This window comes from Pseudomonas sp. LBUM1658 (assembly GCF_059716055.1).
In genome coordinates, this window is sequence record NZ_CP166798.1 from 4,321,752 (window position 1) to 4,341,866 (window position 20,115).

The 20,115-nt window shown below is 59.6% G+C and carries 15 protein-coding genes and 1 pseudogene; 12 read left to right on the top strand and 4 right to left on the bottom strand.

What is annotated here, in order from left to right; genetic code table 11:
* Nucleotides 1-37: 37 nt before the first annotated feature.
* Together nosZ and nosR are read right to left on the bottom strand one after the other, a co-directional pair.
* Entirely contained in the window at nt 38-1,984 is a 1,947-nt protein-coding gene (gene nosZ, locus ACA064_RS20010) for a TAT-dependent nitrous-oxide reductase (RefSeq protein ID WP_497669670.1), read from the bottom strand.
* 74 nt (nt 1,985-2,058) lie between these two features.
* Entirely contained in the window at nt 2,059-4,248 is a 2,190-nt protein-coding gene (nosR, locus tag ACA064_RS20015; RefSeq protein WP_497669671.1) for a transcriptional regulator NosR, read from the bottom strand.
* 523 nt (nt 4,249-4,771) lie between these two features.
* Here nosR and ACA064_RS20020 point away from each other — a divergent pair.
* Nucleotides 4,772-5,317, top strand: a pseudogene (locus tag ACA064_RS20020) (DUF488 domain-containing protein).
* Nucleotides 5,318-5,577: 260 nt separating this feature from the next.
* On the opposite strand, the gene ACA064_RS20025 reads toward ACA064_RS20020, so the two are convergent.
* Both ACA064_RS20025 and ACA064_RS20030 read right to left on the bottom strand, forming a co-directional pair.
* Complete coding sequence (locus ACA064_RS20025; protein WP_497669672.1) at nt 5,578-6,297, bottom strand: metallophosphoesterase; 720 nt, start codon at nt 6,295-6,297, stop codon at nt 5,578-5,580.
* Between the two features lie 148 nt (nt 6,298-6,445).
* A complete protein-coding gene (locus ACA064_RS20030; protein ID WP_497669673.1) occupies nt 6,446-7,369 on the bottom strand; it encodes a LysR family transcriptional regulator in 924 nt (307 codons plus the stop codon).
* A gap of 178 nt (nt 7,370-7,547) precedes the next feature.
* Here ACA064_RS20030 and gbd point away from each other — a divergent pair, with 178 nt between their 5' ends.
* The 11 genes from gbd to ACA064_RS20085 all read left to right on the top strand — a co-directional run bounded on the left by gbd (nt 7,548) and on the right by ACA064_RS20085 (nt 20,029).
* On the top strand, nt 7,548-8,687 hold the full coding sequence (gbd, locus tag ACA064_RS20035; RefSeq protein ID WP_497669674.1) for a 4-hydroxybutyrate dehydrogenase: 1,140 nt from the start codon (nt 7,548-7,550) through the stop codon (nt 8,685-8,687).
* 100 nt (nt 8,688-8,787) lie between these two features.
* Complete coding sequence (locus ACA064_RS20040; protein ID WP_497669675.1) at nt 8,788-9,567, top strand: enoyl-CoA hydratase-related protein; 780 nt, start codon at nt 8,788-8,790, stop codon at nt 9,565-9,567.
* Nucleotide 9,568: 1 nt separating this feature from the next.
* On the top strand, nt 9,569-10,777 hold the full coding sequence (locus tag ACA064_RS20045; protein ID WP_497669676.1) for a CaiB/BaiF CoA transferase family protein: 1,209 nt from the start codon (nt 9,569-9,571) through the stop codon (nt 10,775-10,777).
* Between the two features lie 60 nt (nt 10,778-10,837).
* Nucleotides 10,838-11,881, top strand: coding sequence for a TRAP transporter substrate-binding protein (locus ACA064_RS20050; protein ID WP_497669677.1), 1,044 nt, complete (start codon nt 10,838-10,840; stop codon nt 11,879-11,881).
* A 15-nt stretch (nt 11,882-11,896) separates the two neighbouring features.
* Nucleotides 11,897-13,795 carry a TRAP transporter large permease gene (locus tag ACA064_RS20055; protein ID WP_497669678.1) on the top strand — a complete coding sequence of 633 codons (1,899 nt, stop codon included), beginning with the start codon at nt 11,897-11,899 and terminating at the stop codon, nt 13,793-13,795.
* Between the two features lie 78 nt (nt 13,796-13,873).
* Nucleotides 13,874-14,332, top strand: a complete 459-nt coding sequence (locus tag ACA064_RS20060) for a thioesterase family protein (protein WP_497669679.1) — start codon at nt 13,874-13,876, stop codon at nt 14,330-14,332.
* A 17-nt stretch (nt 14,333-14,349) separates the two neighbouring features.
* Nucleotides 14,350-15,306 (top strand): amidohydrolase family protein, encoded by a 957-nt coding sequence (locus ACA064_RS20065; protein ID WP_497669680.1) that lies wholly within the window; start codon nt 14,350-14,352, stop codon nt 15,304-15,306.
* The gene (locus tag ACA064_RS20070) at nt 15,303-16,280 is read left to right on the top strand and encodes an amidohydrolase family protein (protein ID WP_497669681.1); all 978 of its coding nucleotides are present in this window, start codon (nt 15,303-15,305) and stop codon (nt 16,278-16,280) included. The genes ACA064_RS20065 and ACA064_RS20070 overlap by 4 nt, the downstream gene beginning before the upstream one ends.
* A gap of 64 nt (nt 16,281-16,344) precedes the next feature.
* Entirely contained in the window at nt 16,345-17,922 is a 1,578-nt protein-coding gene (locus ACA064_RS20075; protein WP_497669682.1) for an aldehyde dehydrogenase (NADP(+)), read from the top strand.
* 63 nt (nt 17,923-17,985) lie between these two features.
* Nucleotides 17,986-19,302 carry an OprD family porin gene (locus ACA064_RS20080; RefSeq protein WP_497669683.1) on the top strand — a complete coding sequence of 439 codons (1,317 nt, stop codon included), beginning with the start codon at nt 17,986-17,988 and terminating at the stop codon, nt 19,300-19,302.
* Nucleotides 19,303-19,459: 157 nt separating this feature from the next.
* Nucleotides 19,460-20,029 carry a PPC domain-containing DNA-binding protein gene (locus ACA064_RS20085; RefSeq protein ID WP_497669684.1) on the top strand — a complete coding sequence of 190 codons (570 nt, stop codon included), beginning with the start codon at nt 19,460-19,462 and terminating at the stop codon, nt 20,027-20,029.
* Nucleotides 20,030-20,115: the final 86 nt, after the last annotated feature.

Below are 20,115 nucleotides of genomic sequence, written 5' to 3' on the forward strand. Positions count from 1 at the left end.
TGAACACTGCGTTTACCTTTTTTGCGGCCCTGAGGCGCTACGCCACTGAAACCCGCTCGACCTTCATACGGCCGACCATTTCCATGTGCAGCGCATGGCAGAACCAGCTGCAGTAGTACCAATGCAGGCCGGGCTGGTCGGCGACGAAGGTGATCGAGGAAGTCTGCTGTGGGCTGATCTCCATGCTCACGCCGTGGTTGGTCATGACGAAACCATGACTCACGTCTTCAATCTGGTCGATGTTGGTGATGGTCACGGTGACCTCATCGCCCTGATTGACGGTGAACTCGGGCATGCCATAGGCCGGGGCCATCGAAGTCATGTAGACCCGGACTTTCTTGCCGTCGCGGATAACCTTGTTGTCGGTTTCCAGCTTGATCCCGTCCTTGGCTGCAATGGCCACGGTTTCGGCGAAAAACGGGTCGTTGCGGTCCCAGATCTTTTTGGTCCTGATCTGGTCGCGACGGGCCATGACGCAGTCGTGGGGTTCGGCGAAGGCCGGGCCGTCGTGCACCAGTTTCATCTCGTCGCCGGAAATATCGATCAACTGATCGTTTTCCGGGTGCAGCGGGCCCGTCGGCAGGAAGCGGTCCTTGGAGAACTTGCTGAGGACCACCAGCCATTGGCCGTCGGCCTCGCTGGTTTCGGTCAGCGAGGCATGGTTGTGACCCGGCTGGTACTGCACATCGAGTTTCTGCTTGATGCAGTTGACCTTCTCGCCGGTGTAGGCGCGAACGGCCTCGTCCATGTTCCACTTGACCACCTGGCTGTCGATAAACAGCGTGGTGTAGGCGTTGCCGCGACCGTCAAAGGTGGTGTGCAGCGGACCGAGACCCAGTTCCGGCTCGCCGACCACCGCGTCGCGTGGGTCCTTGAGTTTGTCGTCGAACAGATCGTCCAGCTTGGCAGTGGCGATGATGGTGCAGGTCGGCGAGAGTTTGCCGGCGGCGATGAAGTACTTGCCATCGGGCGACATATTGATGCCATGAGGGTTCTTCGGCACCGGGATATAACGGGTGAATTCGCTGTCCTTGCCCTCGGTTTTACGACCGTCGACCACCGGCGACTTGGAGTCGCCCAGGGTGATGAACTTGCCGGCCTTGATCGCTGCCTCGATGCGCGGAATGTTGAACACCACCACCCAGTCGCGCTCGTTGCGCATCATGCCGCCCAGGTCGTAGGCCTTTTCCGAGTTGTAGCAGGTCGAAGCCGCGTACTTGCCGGTGTAGTCGGCGTCGGTGTTGTCCAGGTTGCCGTCGACCATGACCTGGAACGCCACTTCCATTTTCTCGGCGTCGATGACGTTGAACATGGTGTAGCTGTTCTTGTCCAGCAGGTCGAAGCTGCTGCCGTCATTGGGGTGAGGAATGACGAATTCGGCATTGGCAAACACGTATTTGGTGTGCGGCATTTTCTGTAGGCGCAGACCGTGAATGGCCTGCACGTTCGGCACGGTGAGCATCTTGTCGCACTTCATGATATCCAGGCGGATACGCGCGATGCGGCTGTTGGCCTTGTCGTTGATGAACAGGTACTTGCCGTCGTACTTGCCGTCAGTCATGGACAAGTGCGGGTGGTGGCAGTCGCCGTTGAGGAATTTGGCACTATCGCCCATGATCCGCTTGCTTTCGTTGGTCAGGCCCCAGCCGGTGGCAGAATCGACGTTGAATACCGGAATGCGCAACAGCTCGCGCATCGATGGAATGCCCATGATCCGCACTTCGCCCTGGTGGCCGCCACTCCAGAAACCGTAGTACTGGTCCAGATCGCCCGGCCCCACGTGGATCTTCGATTGCGCGTCCTTGGCCGCTGCCGCCCAGGTTTCACGGGTGAATACCACGCTGCCAAGGGCCGAGGCACCGGCCAGCGCGACGCTGGCCGCGGCAGTGGTGCCGAGAAAACCGCGACGGCTGAGGCCGGTCGGTTCTGGCACCTGCGTTGGTTTCACGGCTTCATGATCGTTTTTCGACTCGTTATCGCTCATGGGTATTGCTCCATCGGGGGCAGATAAAAAAGTTCGGTCAATCGATTCTTGGTGCCTTGTTTGCAGCAAGGAGCTCAGGGCTCGAACACTTGCACAACCGGAATCAACTCAGTGCGATCCAGCACTGGCGCAGGCTTGCTCCGCGTCTTGCGCTTGGTCTTCAGTACCAGTGGCGGGCATTTGTTTTCGTTGTGATAGGTCATCTGGCAATCGAGGCAATAGTGGCACTCGTTGGCGTTGATATGACCATCCGGGTGGATTGCCTGGATCTCGCATTCCTTGGCGCAGAGCTGGCAGGGAGTACCGCACTCCTTGCGGCGCTTGAGCCAGTCGAACAGCCGCAGCTTGGTCGGAATCGCCAGCGCCGCGCCCAATGGGCAGACGTAGCGGCAGTAGACCTTGCGGGTAAAGATATTGATCACCAGCAGCGCCACCGCGTAGCCCACGAACCACCATTGGCGGTCGAATTTCAGGGTGATGGCGGTCTTGAACGGTTCCACCTCGGCAAATTGCTCGGCAGTGGTCATCGACTCCAGGGAGATGCCGAACAGCAGCAGCAGGATGATGTACTTGATCGCCCACAGCCGCTCATGGACCGCGAACGGCAATTCGTACTGGGGAATCTTCAGCTTGCGCGCGGCTTCGTTGATCAACTCCTGCAAGGCGCCGAACGGGCACAGCCAGCCGCAGAACACTCCACGGCCCCAGAGCAGGATGCTGGCGGCGGTAAAGGTCCAGATGATGAAAACGATCGGGTCGGTGAGAAACAGTTCCCAGCGGAAGTTCTCGAACAAGGCATGGACGAACGTCAGCACGTTGACCACCGAAATCTGGCCCAGGGCATACCAGCCGATGAACACCACGGTGAAGACCAGATAGACGCGACGCAACCAGTGGAGAAAGCGCGGGTATTTGGTAAAGGTGTCCTGCAGGAACAAAATCACCATTAGCACTACAAGGGCCGTGACCAGTACCCCGATCTGAAACGCTTTCTGGTACCAGATATTCACCCAGGTCGGCCGGTTGGCAACCTCGATGGCGGCCAGTTCTTCGGCAGTGGGCGGTGGCCGCAAGAGGTATTGCTCGGGCAGTTGGTAAGACAGTTCGAAGCTGCTGAACATACCGGCAACCGCACCGGTCTGACGCCGCACCAGCAGCTCCAGGGACCAGGGTGATCCCGGATCGAACCTGGCTGGTTCGCGGACAATGAAAATCGACATTTCATTGAACTCGGGCATGTCCTTGGCGAACACATCGGAGAGCCGCTGATGGTCCATATCGCGAAAGCTGATGATGTTACCGAACTGGCGCAGTTGCACCCGGTCGAAGATCCCGCCGCGCACATAACCCGAACCCTTGTAGGAGAACAGCCCGCGGCCCAGTACGGCAATGGCCTGTTCGCCGGGTTTGAGATCCTGCATAAGGAAACGGTACTGATTGTCACCCAGCAGGTTGCGGCCGATGGCCGGCGGATTCAGGTCGGCGACATAGAGTTCGATAAAGGTCTCATCGACTTGCTCGGGACTGGCGTTGTCGATGCCTTCGGCTTCGGTACCCTTGAAGGCTGCGTCGACCTGGCCGCGGGTCAGGTTCAAGCGGCGAATGGCGCCGTTACCGGTCAGTTGCTCCCAGGTGGCGGGCTCGAAAAAATCTTCGCGCACGGTGGCCGGTTTGCGCGCCACACCGCCCGTGTCTTTGACCAGCTTGAGCGATACCGCCACCTTGTGCGCAGCGCGCATGATGATCTCATTGACCACCATGACGGTCACCGTGGCCCCGGCAACCCCATCGACTGTCACCGCCTCCGGATCACTGGAACGACCGACCACCACTCTCCGGTCGGCCTTGACACCCTTGTATTTGGCATCGAAGGCGTGGAGCTTTTCCACGGGAATGCCAATCAGCAGGATCGGCTCATGGTGCTCCAGCACGTAGGCATCCTGGATCACCCCGCCGGCATCGAGGATGACTTGCATGTTGATGGGTTTGCCTGAATAGGCCGGAATTTCCACCACGTCCTGACTCTGGAACACATAACCGAGCACCTTTTCTCCGGTGCTAATGGTGCGAACCTTGAACTCGCCTGTCGGCGCGGAAACGTCAGCACTGCCAGGAAATGTTTTTTCTATGCGCTGCTGCTCGATTTCGCCGTATTCCTTAGCCTGTAATCCAGAAAATCCATCGAACACCAGGCACAACAAGATGATCAGCCCATATTTAAATGGCCGCAGGACACAGGGCAGGGAGAGCTTGGAAGCACGCATGGGTTCGCTGAGCTATCGACCTCTGCTTGAATGACCCGCCGAGTAACGATTATGCTCCAACGCCTCTTGATTAGAATTATTTGATCAACACTCCTCCTTACTCACGGACATAGCAAACTTATTCCATCAGCGGATCAGAATAATTTCAGTACCCTTTCTTTACCATAGTTCAATATTTATTTAATGGGGCTTGAGCACCAATAATGCCTATAGATAAATCAGTTATTTTTGGCCAATTTCACAAAAAAAACCGCCTGAATAATGGTCGCGCCCCTCCCCTGACGAGCTTTCAGGTCTAATACCCATTGCGTTTTCGTCTAAAAAACAGACCTGAATAAATTTTTCTCTTGACCATAAACGGGAATTCTCAAATTGTCCCCTCTTGTGAATATACTCACAGGTATAACACCATCAATCGAAGTGAAGCACTCAACCCCCTACACCTTAGCGTTCAAGGTGACGGCAGTCGAAGTTGATCAGCTATTATCCAGTTAACCATATCGGTATTTTCGGACCCAGGTTAATGCTCGAACTTCCAGCCATTTATACAATAGGTCATTCCACCAAAACCCTTTCGGAGTTCATCGAACTACTCCAGTCAGGGCATGTGGAGCGGGTCGTGGATATTCGTACCGTGCCCCGATCCCGAACTAACCCTCAATTCAATCTGGATACATTACCGCAGGCACTTGCTGCGCAAAACATCGATTATATACAACTGGCTGAACTTGGCGGATTACGAAAAAAATAAAAAACTGTGGCGCCAGACATTAATGGATTCTGGATCAATCAAAACTTTCATAACTATGCCGACTATGCGTTGTCCGAAGCATTTGAACAGGGCTTGTTGCGGTTGCAAGAACTCAGTCAGGACCAGCGATGCGCAATCATGTGTTCGGAGGCCGTCTGGTGGCGTTGCCATCGCAGAATCGTAGCGGACTACCTTCTCCATCGCGGCAGGACCGTGGTGCATCTGATGGGCCGGGCCAGAACCGAACCCGCAACGTTGACCGCGGCCGCGACCCCTTTGGGAAATTCGCTTGTCTACCCGGCACCAGCTGTCGGCTGAGAGGTGTCCGGCATAAGGGTCGTTGGCACCCTCATGACTCGGGCGCCCTCATTGTCCCATTTCGAAAGCGCCGTCTGGAGTTGCTCGGAAGAATCCGGGGAAACTGTCTTTTCAGACATAAGAGTTCTCCAAGGGGTGTAAATGTCGGGTACGCCATAATTCCCATGTAGGAGCGAGCTTGCTCGCGATGGACGTTAACGATAACGCGTGCATTCTGAATAAACGCGCCGCCCTTGAGTCCATCGCGAGCAAGCTCGCTCCTACAGACGCCGTTTCGCAGTAATCGTCGTGTAGCACTTAAGCGTGGACAGCTCCATCAACGTGAAGTGGCCGCCCATACAAACGCCGGTATCAATGTAGTAAACATTCCCCAACACCACAGGCTGGTGCACCACTGTATGTCCGACAATGACTGCCCGGATGCCGCTTACACCGTCGTGATTTTCGTTGGTGATTCGCCTTCGCGACCACAGACACATGGCAGCCACGTGCTCGGCCTCTGTGTCGTCGCCAGCCAGCGCCTCAATCAGATCGCTCCAGCTGCCGCGCGGCACATCGGCGTGAACAATCCCGACCAGACCGTGCGCAGTCTCCACCTCTATCACCAGTGGCAGTTCCGCGAACAGGTTCGAGTAACACGCCTGCTCGACACGCGAAAGCCCATAGAACCATGCGCCGCCATTAGTGAAGTGCATTGCGCACTCATCGCTTGCCCTTCCTGCGTTGTACGAGTCGATCGTCATTTGCTCATGGTTGCCGCGAACCGCATGGAACCAGGGCTTGCGCAGAAGCCAGGTATCAACATCCAGCGACTCGGGACCACGATCAACCATATCGCCCACGCTGAACAGGCGGTCGATTAGCGGATTGAACTCGATGGCAGCAAGCGCCACCTGCAGCCTGGTGAAGTGGCCGTGGATGTCGCCTACCGCGAAATCACGGCCGGCGGTGTTGATTTTGAAGCGTTGAACTTCGTTCACGCTGACTCCCGTCACCCATCAAAATATCGATGGTTTGCATGACGCTCCCCGCATCACATATTCATTATGGCCCTTTGTTAATTCTGGTTGGCTTACCCGTGCGTAACTCGCCAACTGATCGGCGGCATCCGGCGCATCTCCTTCACTCTCAATCCGGGTTCAACAACGCCTCGCGCAACAGTCTGGCCGCAGGTGAGTCGGGAACGCCTTTGCGTGAAATCAGTTCATAGGGCTCGCTGCGGGAGGTGATAAGCAGTGGCAAGGTAGTAGTGAAGCCATGGCCGGAGCAGAAATTCGCCACATCGGTGGAGACGAGCGCGACGAAGGTCGGGTTTTTCTGCAATAACGACAAGGTCGCGAAGGCCGATGTGGTCTCCAGCAGGTGCACGGGGAAGCGCAACCCGGCTTCATGGAATTCTCGTTCAAGCAGCAGGCGCATCGGCATGTTGGCGCGATACACGACCCAGCGATAATCAACCAGGTCTTCCAGGGTCAGTCGCCTGGCGAAGGCGAAAGGATGTTGGGTGCTGGCGATCACCGCCAGGGTTTCCTCAGCGAACGCGTTAGTCTCATACAGATAAGGGGTGTTGCTGATCGTTGTGCGACAGATCGCCAGATCGAGCCTGCCGGAATCCAGCTGGCTCAGCAGCGCTGCGCTGGTTTCTTCGACTATTTCGACCGACATCTTGGGGTTATCGGCAATTACCTTGCTGATCGCGGTCGTCAGCAAGGGCACGGCGCCCATGATCGTGCCTACCGACACACGCCCACCCTGCCCGCTCATGATCCCGATGATTTCTTCGCGCAGATGCGCCAGGTCGGTCTGTATCAACCGAGCGTAGCGAATCACCGAGCGACCGGCATCGTTCGGCTCGAGCCCGCGGTTGGTGCGCACGAATAACTGGCTGCCGAATGTCGTTTCAATTTCCTGCAGCGCTTTGCTGGCGCCTGGCTGAGTCAACGCAACCTGTTTGGCGGCGCCGAGCAGTGAGCCGTGCTCGTCCAGGGCAATCAGCAGACGAAGCTGTTTTACATGCAGGCGAGAAATGATCGAATTGAGTGAAGGTATCATCTGAGTTAACTGAAAGTTATAGGGGTATCGAAAGTTGTCAGTATCGAGCCCGCGCCCGATGATCCTATAGTCGACGCCAGAGCCAGGTAATGCAATGGGTTTGCGTAGAGGATCGGTGTTTCTCCTGCGGCAAATCGATTGTGACAATAACAATCCTGTATAACCGTTGGTGAATCACATGTCCCTGATCAATTACGTTACGAAGATCCAGTTCGGCTTTGGCAGCCTGGAACATCTGGCGGCTGAAGCCGAGTTCGCCGGCATTACCAGGCCGCTGATTGTCACTGACGCTGGCGTGCGCCGGGCTGGAATCGTCGACCAAGTGATCGCCGCCCTGGGCGCCTCCCGCCTGCCTGCCATTTATGACGCGACTCCCTCCAATCCCAATGAAAGCTCAGTGCGTGATGCCGTGGAGCACTACCGCGCGGGTGAATGCGACGGCATCATCGCCGTCGGCGGCGGATCGTCGATCGACCTGGCCAAAGGTGTCGCGGTCTGCGCGACCCATGACGGCCCCCTGCAGAGCTTTGCGGTGATCGAAGGTGGCCTGCAGCGCATCACCGCAGCCACCGCGCCGCTGATCGCAATTCCAACCACCGCCGGCACCGGCAGCGAAGTCGGACGGGGGGCGATCCTGATTCTCGATGACGGCCGCAAGGTCGGGGTGATTTCACCCTACGTGGTGCCCCGGGTCGCGATTTGCGACCCCGAACTGACCCTTGGCTTGCCTTCCATGCTGACCGCCGCCACCGGTATGGATGCCATCGCCCATTGCATCGAGACCTTCATGGCTCCGGCCTTCAACCCGGCCGCTGACGGCATCGCCCTCGATGGCCTGTGGCGCGCCTGGGAGCACATCGAGCGCGCCACCGCCGAGCCTGGGGACCGAGAAGCGCGGATGAACATGATGAGTGCCTCCATGCAGGGCGCACTCGCCTTCCAGAAAGGGTTGGGCTGCGTGCATAGCCTGTCGCACGCCCTCGGCGGCATCAACCCCGGGCTTCACCACGGGACCTTGAATGCGATCTTTCTACCTGCAGTGGTGAACTTCAATGCCGAGGCTCCCACTGTTCGCGATGAGCGCAAACTTGAGCGACTCCGGCATGCGATGGGCCTCGCTGAAGACGCTGACATCAGCACCGCCATCGCCGACATGACCAGCAGACTTGGCCTGCCTACCCGCTTGCGCGATATCGGGGTCGACGAAAGCCTGTTTCCCGGCATCGTCGAAGGCGCATTGCGCGACCACAGCCACAAGACCAATCCGCGTGATGCCTCTCGCGCCGATTACCAGTCGATGCTGGTGCAGTCGCTTTAGTCCGCGCCCCCTCTCTCGAGCGCCGCGACTATCCAACCCACTTCATACAGGAGACATCCGCAGCGCCGCGTTCGCGTGAACCGGTGACAGCGGAAGAATCATGAAGCCAACAGTCCTTATCGAACGGCAAGACTCACTTGCCATCGTTACCCTGAGCAATCCGGGAAAGATGAATGCGCTAACCCTGTCCATGTGGCAGGACCTGCACGACGTCATGCTCGAACTGGCGGCCGACGACAGCCTGCGCTGTGTGATTTTGCGCGGCGCCGGCGAGCAGGCCTTTGCTGCCGGAGCCGATGTCGGCGAGTTTCCCTCGGTACGCGCCAATGCCACTCAAGCCCACGCCTATGCCGAGGTCACAGCAAAGGCGATGCGCGCAGTCGCCGAATGCCCGCACCCGGTCATTGCAATGATCCACGGTGTTTGTGTCGGTGGCGGCCTGGAGATTGCCGCGCTGTGCGACCTGCGCATCTGTGGCACTTCGAGCCGCTTCGGCGCCCCCGTCGGCAAGCTCGGGCTGGTGATGTCCTATGACGAAATGGCCGGTCTGGTCGCCTTGGCGGGGCGCTCGACGACCCTCGAGATTCTGCTCGAAGGGCGGATTCTCGATGCCGCCGATGCCTACGTGAAAAATCTCGTCACTCGCGTGGTTGCCGATGACGCCGTCGAGGCAGAAACCCTGGCCAGCGCGCGGCGAATATGTGCGGGAGCGCCGCTCGTGGCGCGCTGGCATCGGCAGGCTGCACGGCAATTGGAAGCGAAAATTGCCCCCAGCGTCGAGCAGATACAGGCGAGTTACTTCTGCTACGACACCGAAGACTTTCAGATCGGCCTGAGCGCTTTCATCGAGAAAGCCCGGCCACAGTTCAAGGGGAATTGAGATGGGACCGCTAACTGGAATGCGCGTGGTAGAACTGGCCCACATTATGTCCGGGCCGGTATGCGGCATGATGCTGGCCGACATGGGTGCCGATGTGGTGAAGGTGGAAAAAGTCCCCCACGGCGACGACTCTCGACGCTTCTCGCCGATCATGGAAAGTGGCGAGTCTGCCTCATTCATGGTGGTCAACCGCAACAAGCGCGGCATCGGCCTGAACCTGAAAACCGACGGTGGACGCGACGTATTGCGCCGCTTGCTGCTCGACGCCGATGTGATCACCGAGAACTACCGTGCCGGCACCATGGAAAAGTTCGGCCTGGGCTATGAAACCCTCAAGACCCTCAATCCCGGTCTCATTTACTGCGCGATTTCCGGCTATGGCCGCAGCGGTCCGTTCGGTGAAAAAGGTGGCTTCGACCTGATCGCCCAGGGTATGAGCGGGATGATGAGCATGACCGGTGAAGCCGGGCGTGAGCCAGTCAAGGCCGGCTCGCCGGTGGCCGATATCAACTCCGGCATTCTCGCCGCGCTCGGCATCTGCGCCGCTTACGCCGCCAAGCAGCGCACCGGGCTTGGGCAAATGGTCGACACCTCGTTGTTCGAAGCCGGCCTGCAGCAGATGTACTGGCCAGCGGCGGCGTACTTCGCCGATGGCTCGATCCTGCCCAAGATGGGTTCGGCCAACTCCACCAGCGCCCCCTACCAGGTGTTCCGTACCGCGGACGGCTGGATCAACATCGGCGCCGCGAACCAGGCCAACTACGAACGCCTGGTCGAAGCCCTCGCCGTGCCGCAACTGGCCGCGGACCCACGCTTCGCCTCCAATGCCCTGCGCATGGAGCATCGTCTGGCCCTGGTGGAAATCCTCAACAACATACTGGTCGCCCGCACCACCGATGAGTGGATGATGCTCTTCGACGAGCTGGGCCTGCCGGCCGGCCCGGTGCTGGATATCGCCGCGGCGCTCGCTCATCCCCAGACCGAGGCGCGCGGGATGGTCGTCGAGACCGAACACCCGACCGAGGGCCGGGTGCGCGGAATGGGTTTGCCGATTCACTTTTCCGACATGGACAGCAGCACTCCCCCCACCAGCCGGCATGCACCGCTGCTGGGCGAACACACGCGTGAAGTCCTGAAGGAAGCAGGCTACAGGGAAGATGAAATCAACGAACTGATTCGCACACAAGCGGTGCTGGCAAGGGTTTCCTGACCTGCTTCGACCTCAAGGCCGAAGCTTGATAATTAAAACAAGAACAAAAAGGTGAACATCATGAGTCGTATCCTGACCGAGACTGTCAGTCGGCGCGCGTTTCTCGTCACTGCCGGTGTGACTGTCGGTGGCGCAGTCGCTGCAAGCCTGTTGCCGACATCCGCGTTCGCACAGACCAAGCCGATCGTGCTGCGCTACACCAGCAGCCTGCCGGACACCCACCCGCTGAACAAGCAAATGAAAGCCGCCTCCGAGGCCATCCGTCTCGAGACCAATGGCGCGGTGGATCTGCAGGTGTACGCCAATGCCGCGATGGGCGGCGATACCGACATGCTGTCACAGGTCCGTGCCGGCGCAGTCGACTTCATCCCTCTGCCGGGCGCCATTCTGTCGACCCTGGTGCCGGTCATGTCGATCGAAAGCATGCCGTTCGCCTTCAAGGACTACGACAGCGTATGGGCCGCGCTGGATGGAAAACTGGGTGAGTACGTCCGCGCCCAGACCGCAAAAACCGGCCTGATCCCCATGGAGAAAGTCTGGAACAACGGCTTCCGCCAGATCACCAGTTCGACCCGTCCGATCCAGGTTCCCGCTGACCTCAACGGTTTCAAACTGCGGGTGTTGGTCAGCCCGTTATGGACCTCGATGTTCAGCACCCTGGGCGCCGCACCCACCGGCATCAGCATCAACGAAACCTACTCCGCCCTGCAGACCAAGGTCGTTGACGGCCAGGAGAACCCGCTGGTGGTGGTCGAGTCGGCACGCTTCTACGAAGTGCAGAAGTACTGCTCGATGACCGATCACATCTGGGGTGGTTTCTGGATGCTCGCCTCGGGCAAGACCTGGCCAAAACTGCCGAAGGACGTGCAGGAAATCGTTGCCCGGCAGATCAACGCGGCCGCGCTGGTCCAGCGTCAGCAGGTGATTGATCTGAATGCCAGCCTGGAAAGCACGCTGACCGGCAAAGGCATCACCTTCAATAAAGTCGATCACTCGCTGTTCAGGGGAGAGCTGCAGAAAAAAGGCTTCTACGCACAGTGGAAGCAAAAGTACGGAGAAGAAGCCTGGGGTTTGCTCGAGCAGTACGCGGGTCAACTGTCGTAAACCGGAGAAATTGTCATGAAAACCGAGATTCCAATGACGGACGTTTCCTCCAGTGACGGATTCAGACCGCAACATGCCGTATTTCGCCTCGGGCGCTCTCTCGATACGGGATTGCGCTGGCTGACGGAGGGCAGTGCAGCGTTGCTCGTAGTCGCCGAAGTCGGCCTGCTGTTCACCAACGTGTTCTGTCGTTATGCACTGAATCAACCGCTGGTCTGGGGCGATGAGCTGGCAGCGCTGCTGTTCCTCTGGCTGGCCATGCTCGGCTCGGTGGTTGCCATGCGCCGCGGTGAGCACATGCGCCTCACCTCCTTCGTCGCCTGGCTGCCGGCACGTAGACGGGCCTTCGTCGACACCTTCGGTGCGGTGATCGTCATCACCTTCATTGTCATGTTGTTCTCGCCCGCCTGGGAGTACGCCAGTGACGAGTGGATCATCACCACGGCCGCGCTCGAGATCCCTAACGCCTTTCGCGTTTCGGCGATTGCGGTCGGCCTGACGCTGATGCTGATGACCTGCGCGGCACGGTTGATGATCGCTGCGCGACTGATCGACTTTTCCGTATCCGTCGCAATACTGGCCTCGCTGGCGGGGCTGCTGTGGTCGGCACAAGGGGTCATGAGCCTGATCGGCAACTGGAACCTGGTGATTTTCTTCGTGATCGGTGTGATGAGCATGATCATGCTCGGCGTACCGATCATGGTCGCCTTCGGTCTGGCAACGGTCGCCTATCTGTCGACCATGACCAACACCCCCATGACCCTCATTGTCGGACGCATGGATGAGGGAATGGCGAGCCTGATTCTGCTGGCGATTCCACTGTTTGTGTTTCTCGGTGCGCTGATCGAGGCGATGGGGATGGCGCGGGCCATGATCCGCTTCCTCTGCTCGCTGATTGGCCATGTGCGCGGTGGGCTGTCCTATGTACTGATCGGCGCCATCTATCTCATCTCGGGTATCTCCGGCTCCAAGGCAGCCGACATGGCAGCCATCGCGCCGGCACTGTTTCCGGAAATGAAAAAACGCGGCGAAGACGAAAACGAACTGGTGGCCATGCTCAACGCCTCCGGTGCGATGTCCGAAACCATTCCGCCAAGCCTGGTACTGATTACCATCGGTTCGGTGACCGGCGTATCGATCGCGGCGCTGTTCACCGGCGGCTTCATGCCTGCGGTGGTGGGCGCGATTGCCATGGCCGCCGTGGTCTGGTGGAAAAACCGCAAGCGCGACGCCTCTACCGGCAAACGTGCAACAGGTCGGGAAATCGGCCGTGCACTGCTGATCGCCGTGCCGGCGTTGGCATTACCGGTGGTGATTCGCACGGCGGTGGTCGAAGGCATCGCTACGGCCACCGAGGTGGCGGCCCTGGGCGTGGCCTATACCTTCGTGGTCGGGTTGCTGTGCTACCGCTGTTTTGACTGGCGTCGCCTCTATCCGATCCTGGTCGCCACGGCTTCGCTGTCAGGGGCAATCCTGATCATCATCGGCAGTGCCACGGCCATGGCCTGGGCGCTCACTCAGTCGGGATTCTCTCATCAGCTCGCAGAACTGATGGCGGCCGCTCCCGGTGGACAGCTGGGTTTCCTGATCATCTCGGCGGTGGCGTTCATCCTGCTCGGCAGCTTTCTTGAGGGCATTCCGGCCATCGTGCTGTTCGGACCGCTGTTGTTTCCGATCGCTCATACCATGGGCATCCATGAAGTCCACTACGCGATGGTCGCAATCTTTGCCATGGGCCTGGGCTTGTTCGCGCCGCCATTCGGGGTGGGCTTCTACGCCGCCTGCGCCATCGCCCAAGTCGATCCGGGCAAAGCCATGGGCCGGGTCTGGCCGTACCTCGGTGCGCTGGTCGTTGCCCTCGCCGTGCTGATCGCCGTCCCCTGGATATCCATTGGTTTCCTGCCGACGGCCTGAGCCGCCCGGCCCCCTTTCTGACACTTTTTGTCCGTGACCCGCAGCAAGGGTCTCGGCCACTCGATCACGAGGCTCTTGATGAAAATATCCACGCTTGAAACCGGCACCTCGACTGAGCATCGCTTGACCGTCGACCAGGAACGCACCATCTCGTTCCTCGGCGAGGACTTGCGCATCTATGCCACGCCACGGCTTGTGGATGACATCGAACGGGTTTGCCTCGACTTCCTGCTCGACTACCTGGACGAGGGCGAAAACACCGTCGGCGCGGCAGTCGACATCCGGCATGTCGGCGCCACGCTGCTCGGCATGTCGGTCAACATTGTGGCCACCGTCATGCGCATCGAAGGACGCAGTATCACCTTCAACGTAGAGGTCCGCGACGACATGGAGCTGGTCGCCACCGCGGCGCATACCCGGGTGGTGGTCAATGTCGCCAAGTTGCGCAGCCGCGTGCAAGCCAAAGCCGCTGCGGCAGTGGCCGGTGATGCCCTGGACGAAGTCCCGGGCATTTCCCGCTATGGCGCAGCGCTGTAACGGACGGGGCGAGCATCATGATGACCCTGCATGAACGCAACGGTTTGCCGAACCTCGCCAGCGAGGCTGCCCTTCCGCTGATCGACGCTCATCATCATCTGTGGGACCTGAAGTGCGGGCGCTATCCGTGGCTACAGGACGACTATCACGAGGCGTTTTTCCTCGGCGATTATCACGCCCTGTGCCGGGATTTCCTGGCGCAGGACTTTCTCGCCCTCACTGCAAACCAGCGCCTGATCGGTACCGTCCATGTCGAGGCGGAGCGTGCACGGGACGAACAGCTTGCCGAGACCCAATGGCTCGAGCAGGTGAATGCCCGTTACGGCTTTCCGAATGCCATTGTCGCGCACGCATGGTTCGATCGTGACGACAGCGAAGAGATCCTTGCGGCCCAGGCAGCTCGTCCCCTGGTCAGGGGCATTCGTTCCAAGCCGGTAACCTCCCCTGCTCCCGACATCTCGGTGACCGGCGCACCAGGAACAATGCAGGACCCGGCGTGGCTCGAGGGTTTTTCCCGGCTCGCCCGCTACGGCCTCTCGTGGGACTTGCGGGTTCCGCCCTGGCATCTGGCCGAGGCTGCCGAGGTCGCCGCGCTGTTTCCACAGATACCGATCGCGCTGAACCATAGCGGTTTTGCCTGGGACCGCAGCCCGGAGGGCATGCACCGCTGGCGCAAGGGGCTGGAGGCACTGGCGCGTCAGCCCAATGTGCATATCAAGCTCTCGGAGTTCGGGCTCAAGGACTCGCCCTGGAACTACGCCGACAACTGCGTGGTGGTGCGCACGGCCGTGGAGATCTTCGGCTACGAACGCTGCATGTTTGCCAGCAATTTTCCGGTCGCTGGCCTGCGAGCCTCCTACGACACAATCGCCGACGGTGTCGCGGCCATGCTCGAGCCTTGGGGGCGTGCCGCGCAGGAAGCGGTTTTAGCCGGTAATGCCCATCGTTTCTATCGCCTGGACGACCCCAAATGACCTACGAGATCCCTACTGAAACCGGCGCGGATGTGGATTGGCGCGCACGATTCCTCGCCACTGGCGACGATGCCGACTTGCCGATCGTCGATGCCCATCAGCACTACTTCGACGTCGCCGCGAATTACTATCCATGGCTGCGCGACCGTCCATTACGACCTTTTCGATACGGTGATTATTCGGCGATCTGCAAGGACTTCCTGCCCGCCGACTACCGTCGCCAGGCGGGTGCCCATCGGATCGTCCAGACCGTGGTCATCGAGGGCGAGTGGGACCCCGCGACTCCAGCCGATGAAGTGAAATGGGTGGAGGCACTGGCAGCAGACGAACCGACCCTGGCGGCCATGGTCGCGCAGGTCTGGCTGGATCGCGACGACGTAGTCGAGCTATTGCAAGGTTATGGCGCGCACCCGCTGGTACGGGGTGTGCGCCACAAACCCACGGTAACCACTCGCCAGGAATGGACCGAAGGCTTCGCAGCTCCAGGGTCCATGGCCGACACCCGCTGGCGTGACGGCTACGCCAGACTGGCCGAACACGGCCTGCACTTCGAACTGCAAGCACCCTGGTGGCATCTACCGGAAGCGGCGCAACTGGCGCGGGATTTTCCCGAGGTGACCATCATCGTCAACCATACCGCACTGCCTTCCGATCGCTCGCCCGAGGGCCTCGCCGGTTGGCGTGCTGCCCTGGCGCTGCTGGCGCGCGAGCCGAACGTGGCGCTGAAGATCTCGGGCATCTGCGTGCCGGGCCAACCCTGGCCCGTCGAGTCGAATGCGCCCATCGTGCGGGACGCGATTTCGATAGTCGAGCCGAGCCGTTGTGCGTTCGCCACCAACTATCCGGTTGACGGTGTCGTCAACAGCATGAGCGCCATTCTCGATGGTTTCAAAAGCATCGTCAGGGACATGTCTGTCGTCGATCGGCTCGCGCTCTTTCACGACAACGCCCGACGCCTGTATCGGTTGGCCTGACGGGCCAACGAGCATGTTCTCGCTGAACAGAAAAGCCCATTTAACACCCCATGCAGGTATCCCTATGTTTGAAATTTCAGGACAGAATTACATCGGCGGCACTCGCCGCTCGGCCGGCGCGGTCATCCTCCAGAGCCACGACGCCAGTACCGGCGAAGTGCTGCCCTACCACTTCTTTCAAGCAACCACGGATGAAGTAAACGCCGCCGCCGAAGCCGCCGCTGCCGCGCATATCACCTTGCGCAGCCTTCCGGCAGCCAGGCGTGCCGAATTCCTCGATGCCATTGCCACTGAGCTCGATGCTCTGGATGAGGCTTTCGTCGCCATCGTCTGCCGGGAAACCGCGCTTCCCCCCGGCCGCATCCAGGGTGAGCTGGGACGTACCAGCGGCCAGATGCGCCTGTTCGCCCGGATGTTGCGCCGTGGCGACTTCTATGGCGCGCGCATTGACAGCGCGCTGCCCGAGCGCAAGCCCTTGCCGCGCCCGGACCTTCGCCAATATCGCATCGGCCTGGGTCCCGTCGCCGTGTTCGGCGCCAGCAACTTCCCGCTGGCCTTTTCCACCGCCGGTGGTGATACCGCCGCCGCCCTCGCCGCCGGGTGCCCGGTGGTGTTCAAAGCCCATAGCGGGCACATGGCGACAGCCGACCAGGTGGCGGAGGCGATCATCCGCGCCGCCGACAAGACCGGCATGCCCAAGGGTGTGTTCAACATGGTCTACGGCAGCGTCGGCGAAGCCCTGGTCAAGCACCCGCTGATCCAGGCCGTCGGCTTCACTGGCTCACTGCGCGGCGGTCGTGCCCTATGCGATATGGCCGCAGCTCGCCCTCAACCGATCCCGGTATTCGCCGAGATGAGCAGTATCAATCCGGTGGTGTTGCTGCCTGAAGCGCTCAAAGCGCGCGGCGAGAAAATCGCCGCCGAGCTCGCCGCTTCAGTGGTGCTTGGCGCTGGGCAGTTCTGCACCAATCCCGGCCTGGTGGTGGGCATCCGCTCGGCGGAATTCTCGGCCTTCCTTGAGCTTTTTGCCGAGCTGATGGGCGCGCAACCAGCGCAGACCATGCTCAACGCCGGGGGCCTGAAAAGTTACTGCCATGGCCTGGACAACCTTCACCAACACAACGGCGTGAGCCACCTGGCGGGTGCCGCGCAACAGGGTAACCAGGCCCGTCCACAGTTGTTCAAGGCCGATGCCAGCCTGCTGCTCAGCGGTGACGAATTGCTGCAGGAGGAAGTGTTCGGCCCGGCCACTATCGTCGTCGAAGTCGCCGACAAGGCCGAGTTGATCCAGGCCCTGCAAGGCTTGCGTGGCCAGCTGACCGCAACCCTGATCATCGAAGATTCCGAAGTGGAGGCCCATGGCGACCTGCTGGCGCTGCTTGAACAGAAGGTCGGCCGCGTGCTGTTCAACGGTTACCCGACCGGCGTGGAAGTCTGCGATGCGATGGTTCATGGCGGCCCCTACCCGGCGACCTCCGATGCGCGCGGCACCTCGGTGGGCACCTTGGCCATCGACCGTTTCCTGCGCCCGGTCTGTTACCAGAACTGCCCGGACGCCTTGCTGCCCGATGCACTGAAGAACGCCAACCCGCTGGGCATTGCCCGCCTGGTGGACGGCGCCAGCAGCCGCGCGACCTTATAAGACGCAATGAGCTTTGTTGTGTCCTGTCATCCACCATTAAAACTACAAAAACCGGAGCACAGATTGAAAAGCAATAGAAACCTTGCGGTAACCCTGGCGCTGGGCGGTCTGGGTGCAGCCCTGGCCTCCCAGGCCCACGCCGACTTTATCAGCGACAGCAAAGCCACCCTGGGGCTGAGAAATTTCTACTTCAATAACGACAACCGCGATGGCGCCGCAGCCCCTTCGAAAACCGAGGAGTGGGCCCAGGGTTTCATGCTGGATTACAAGTCCGGCTACACCGATGGCGCCGTTGGTTTTGGCGTCGATGCCCTGGGCCTGCTGGGCGTTACTCTGGACAGCGGCAAAGGTCGTCACGTCGGCAGCAGCATGATTCCTTCGGACACAGACAACAGCGCCGTCGATGAGTGGAGCCGCCTGGGGCTGACCGGCAAAGTCAAACTGTCGAAGACCGAACTGCGTTACGGCACCCTGATTCCGAAACTGCCGATCCTCGTTGCCAACGATGGACGCCTGCTGCCACAGACCTTCGAAGGCGGCCAGATCACCTCGGGCGAGTTCAAGAACCTGACCCTGACTGGCGGTCGTATCGAACATGCAACCGGCCGTGGTTCGAGCGACCGGACCGGGCTGGCCGTTGCTGGCGGTACCCGCGAAAGCAACCAGTTCGACTTTGCCGGGGGCGACTGGAAGGTCACCAAGGACCTGACCGCGCAGTACTACTACGCCAACCTCGAAAACTACTACACCCAGCAGTTTTTCGGGCTGATCCACACCCTGGTTTTCTCGGACACTCAGTTGCTGAAAACCGACTTGCGTTACTTCAAGACCGACTCGTCAGGCGAAAACAGCTCCGGCACCTCCGGTTACAGAATCAGTGGCTTCACCCGCAACGGCGATGGCGAGATCGACAACCGTACCTGGAGCGCAGCACTGATTTACACCCTTGGGGGGCATGGGATCACCGCGGGCTACCAAAGCGTTTCAGACGGCAGCAACTTCACCCAGCTCAATCAGGGCAGCCTGGCAGACAAAGGTGCCGGGGGCACCAGCCTGTACCTGTACACCGACCGTATGATCCAGAGCTTCAACCGCGCCGGCGAGCGCACGGCTTTCGGGCAGTACGTCTATGACTTTGCCGCCCTCGGTGTGCCTGGCTTGAAAGCCTCGGTCATGTACCTGTCCGGGGACAATATCAAGACCACGTCCGGCGATGACCAGAAGGAATGGGAAAGGGACATCAGCCTGGACTACGTCCTGCAGTCGGGAGCACTCAAGGGTGTCGGGTTCGGCTGGCGTAACGGCAAGTCCAACAGCGAAGCCGCGAGAAACCAGGAACAGAACCGGCTCATCGTCAGCTACAGCATCCCGCTGCTGTAACTCGGGTTCCCGGGTTGAACCTGTAACGCTATTGATCCATCGGCGATATGACTACTTGTTGCTTCAAGTAGCGGGAGGTGCTCGACCTTAACAATACAACTTCGAAAAAACATCGCAGGTTTTCTGCACCTAAAAAACAATAACAAGAGAAACAAACATGACAACCAAAGCAAACTCGCGGAACGGGTGGCCAACTCTGATTGTGGCAGCCACCGTAGGGATCTTGATGAATCCACTGACTTCACCGCACGCACTGGCTGCCACCCAACCGCAAGCGGCTACCGCGCCCCTGCAATGTGTATCCGACGCTCCGCGCTACACCAAGACGCCCAGCGGTTATCTGCTGGTCCTGCGCATGGGCGATAACGCGTTCAAGGAGCTGACCAAACTGGCTATTGCCGAAAAGATTCCAAGCGCCTCCCTGGCCGGCATCGGGTTCGGCAACGTTACCTTTGGCTTCTGGAACAAGGACAAAAAGGATTTTGATTCGAGGATCTTTCAGAATGTGGAAATGGCCAGTATTACCGGCTCCCTCGCCTGGAAAAAAGATCAACCTTCCATTCATATGCACGGCGTTGCCGGCGACAGTTCTTTTCAGGCCTATGGCGGTCACATCCTGGACTTTGAAGTGACCACCGGCTCGATGGAGATCACCGTCATCGTGCATGATCGGAAACTTGAACGGGCAATCGATCCTTGCATAGGCGCCAACGTACTCGGTCTTTAAAGAGGGTCTGAATTAACCCCGAGTTTCCCGACCAGAAAGCCCAGTCGATTCAAACAACGGCCTGGGTCGCCGGCGACTGGGCTATA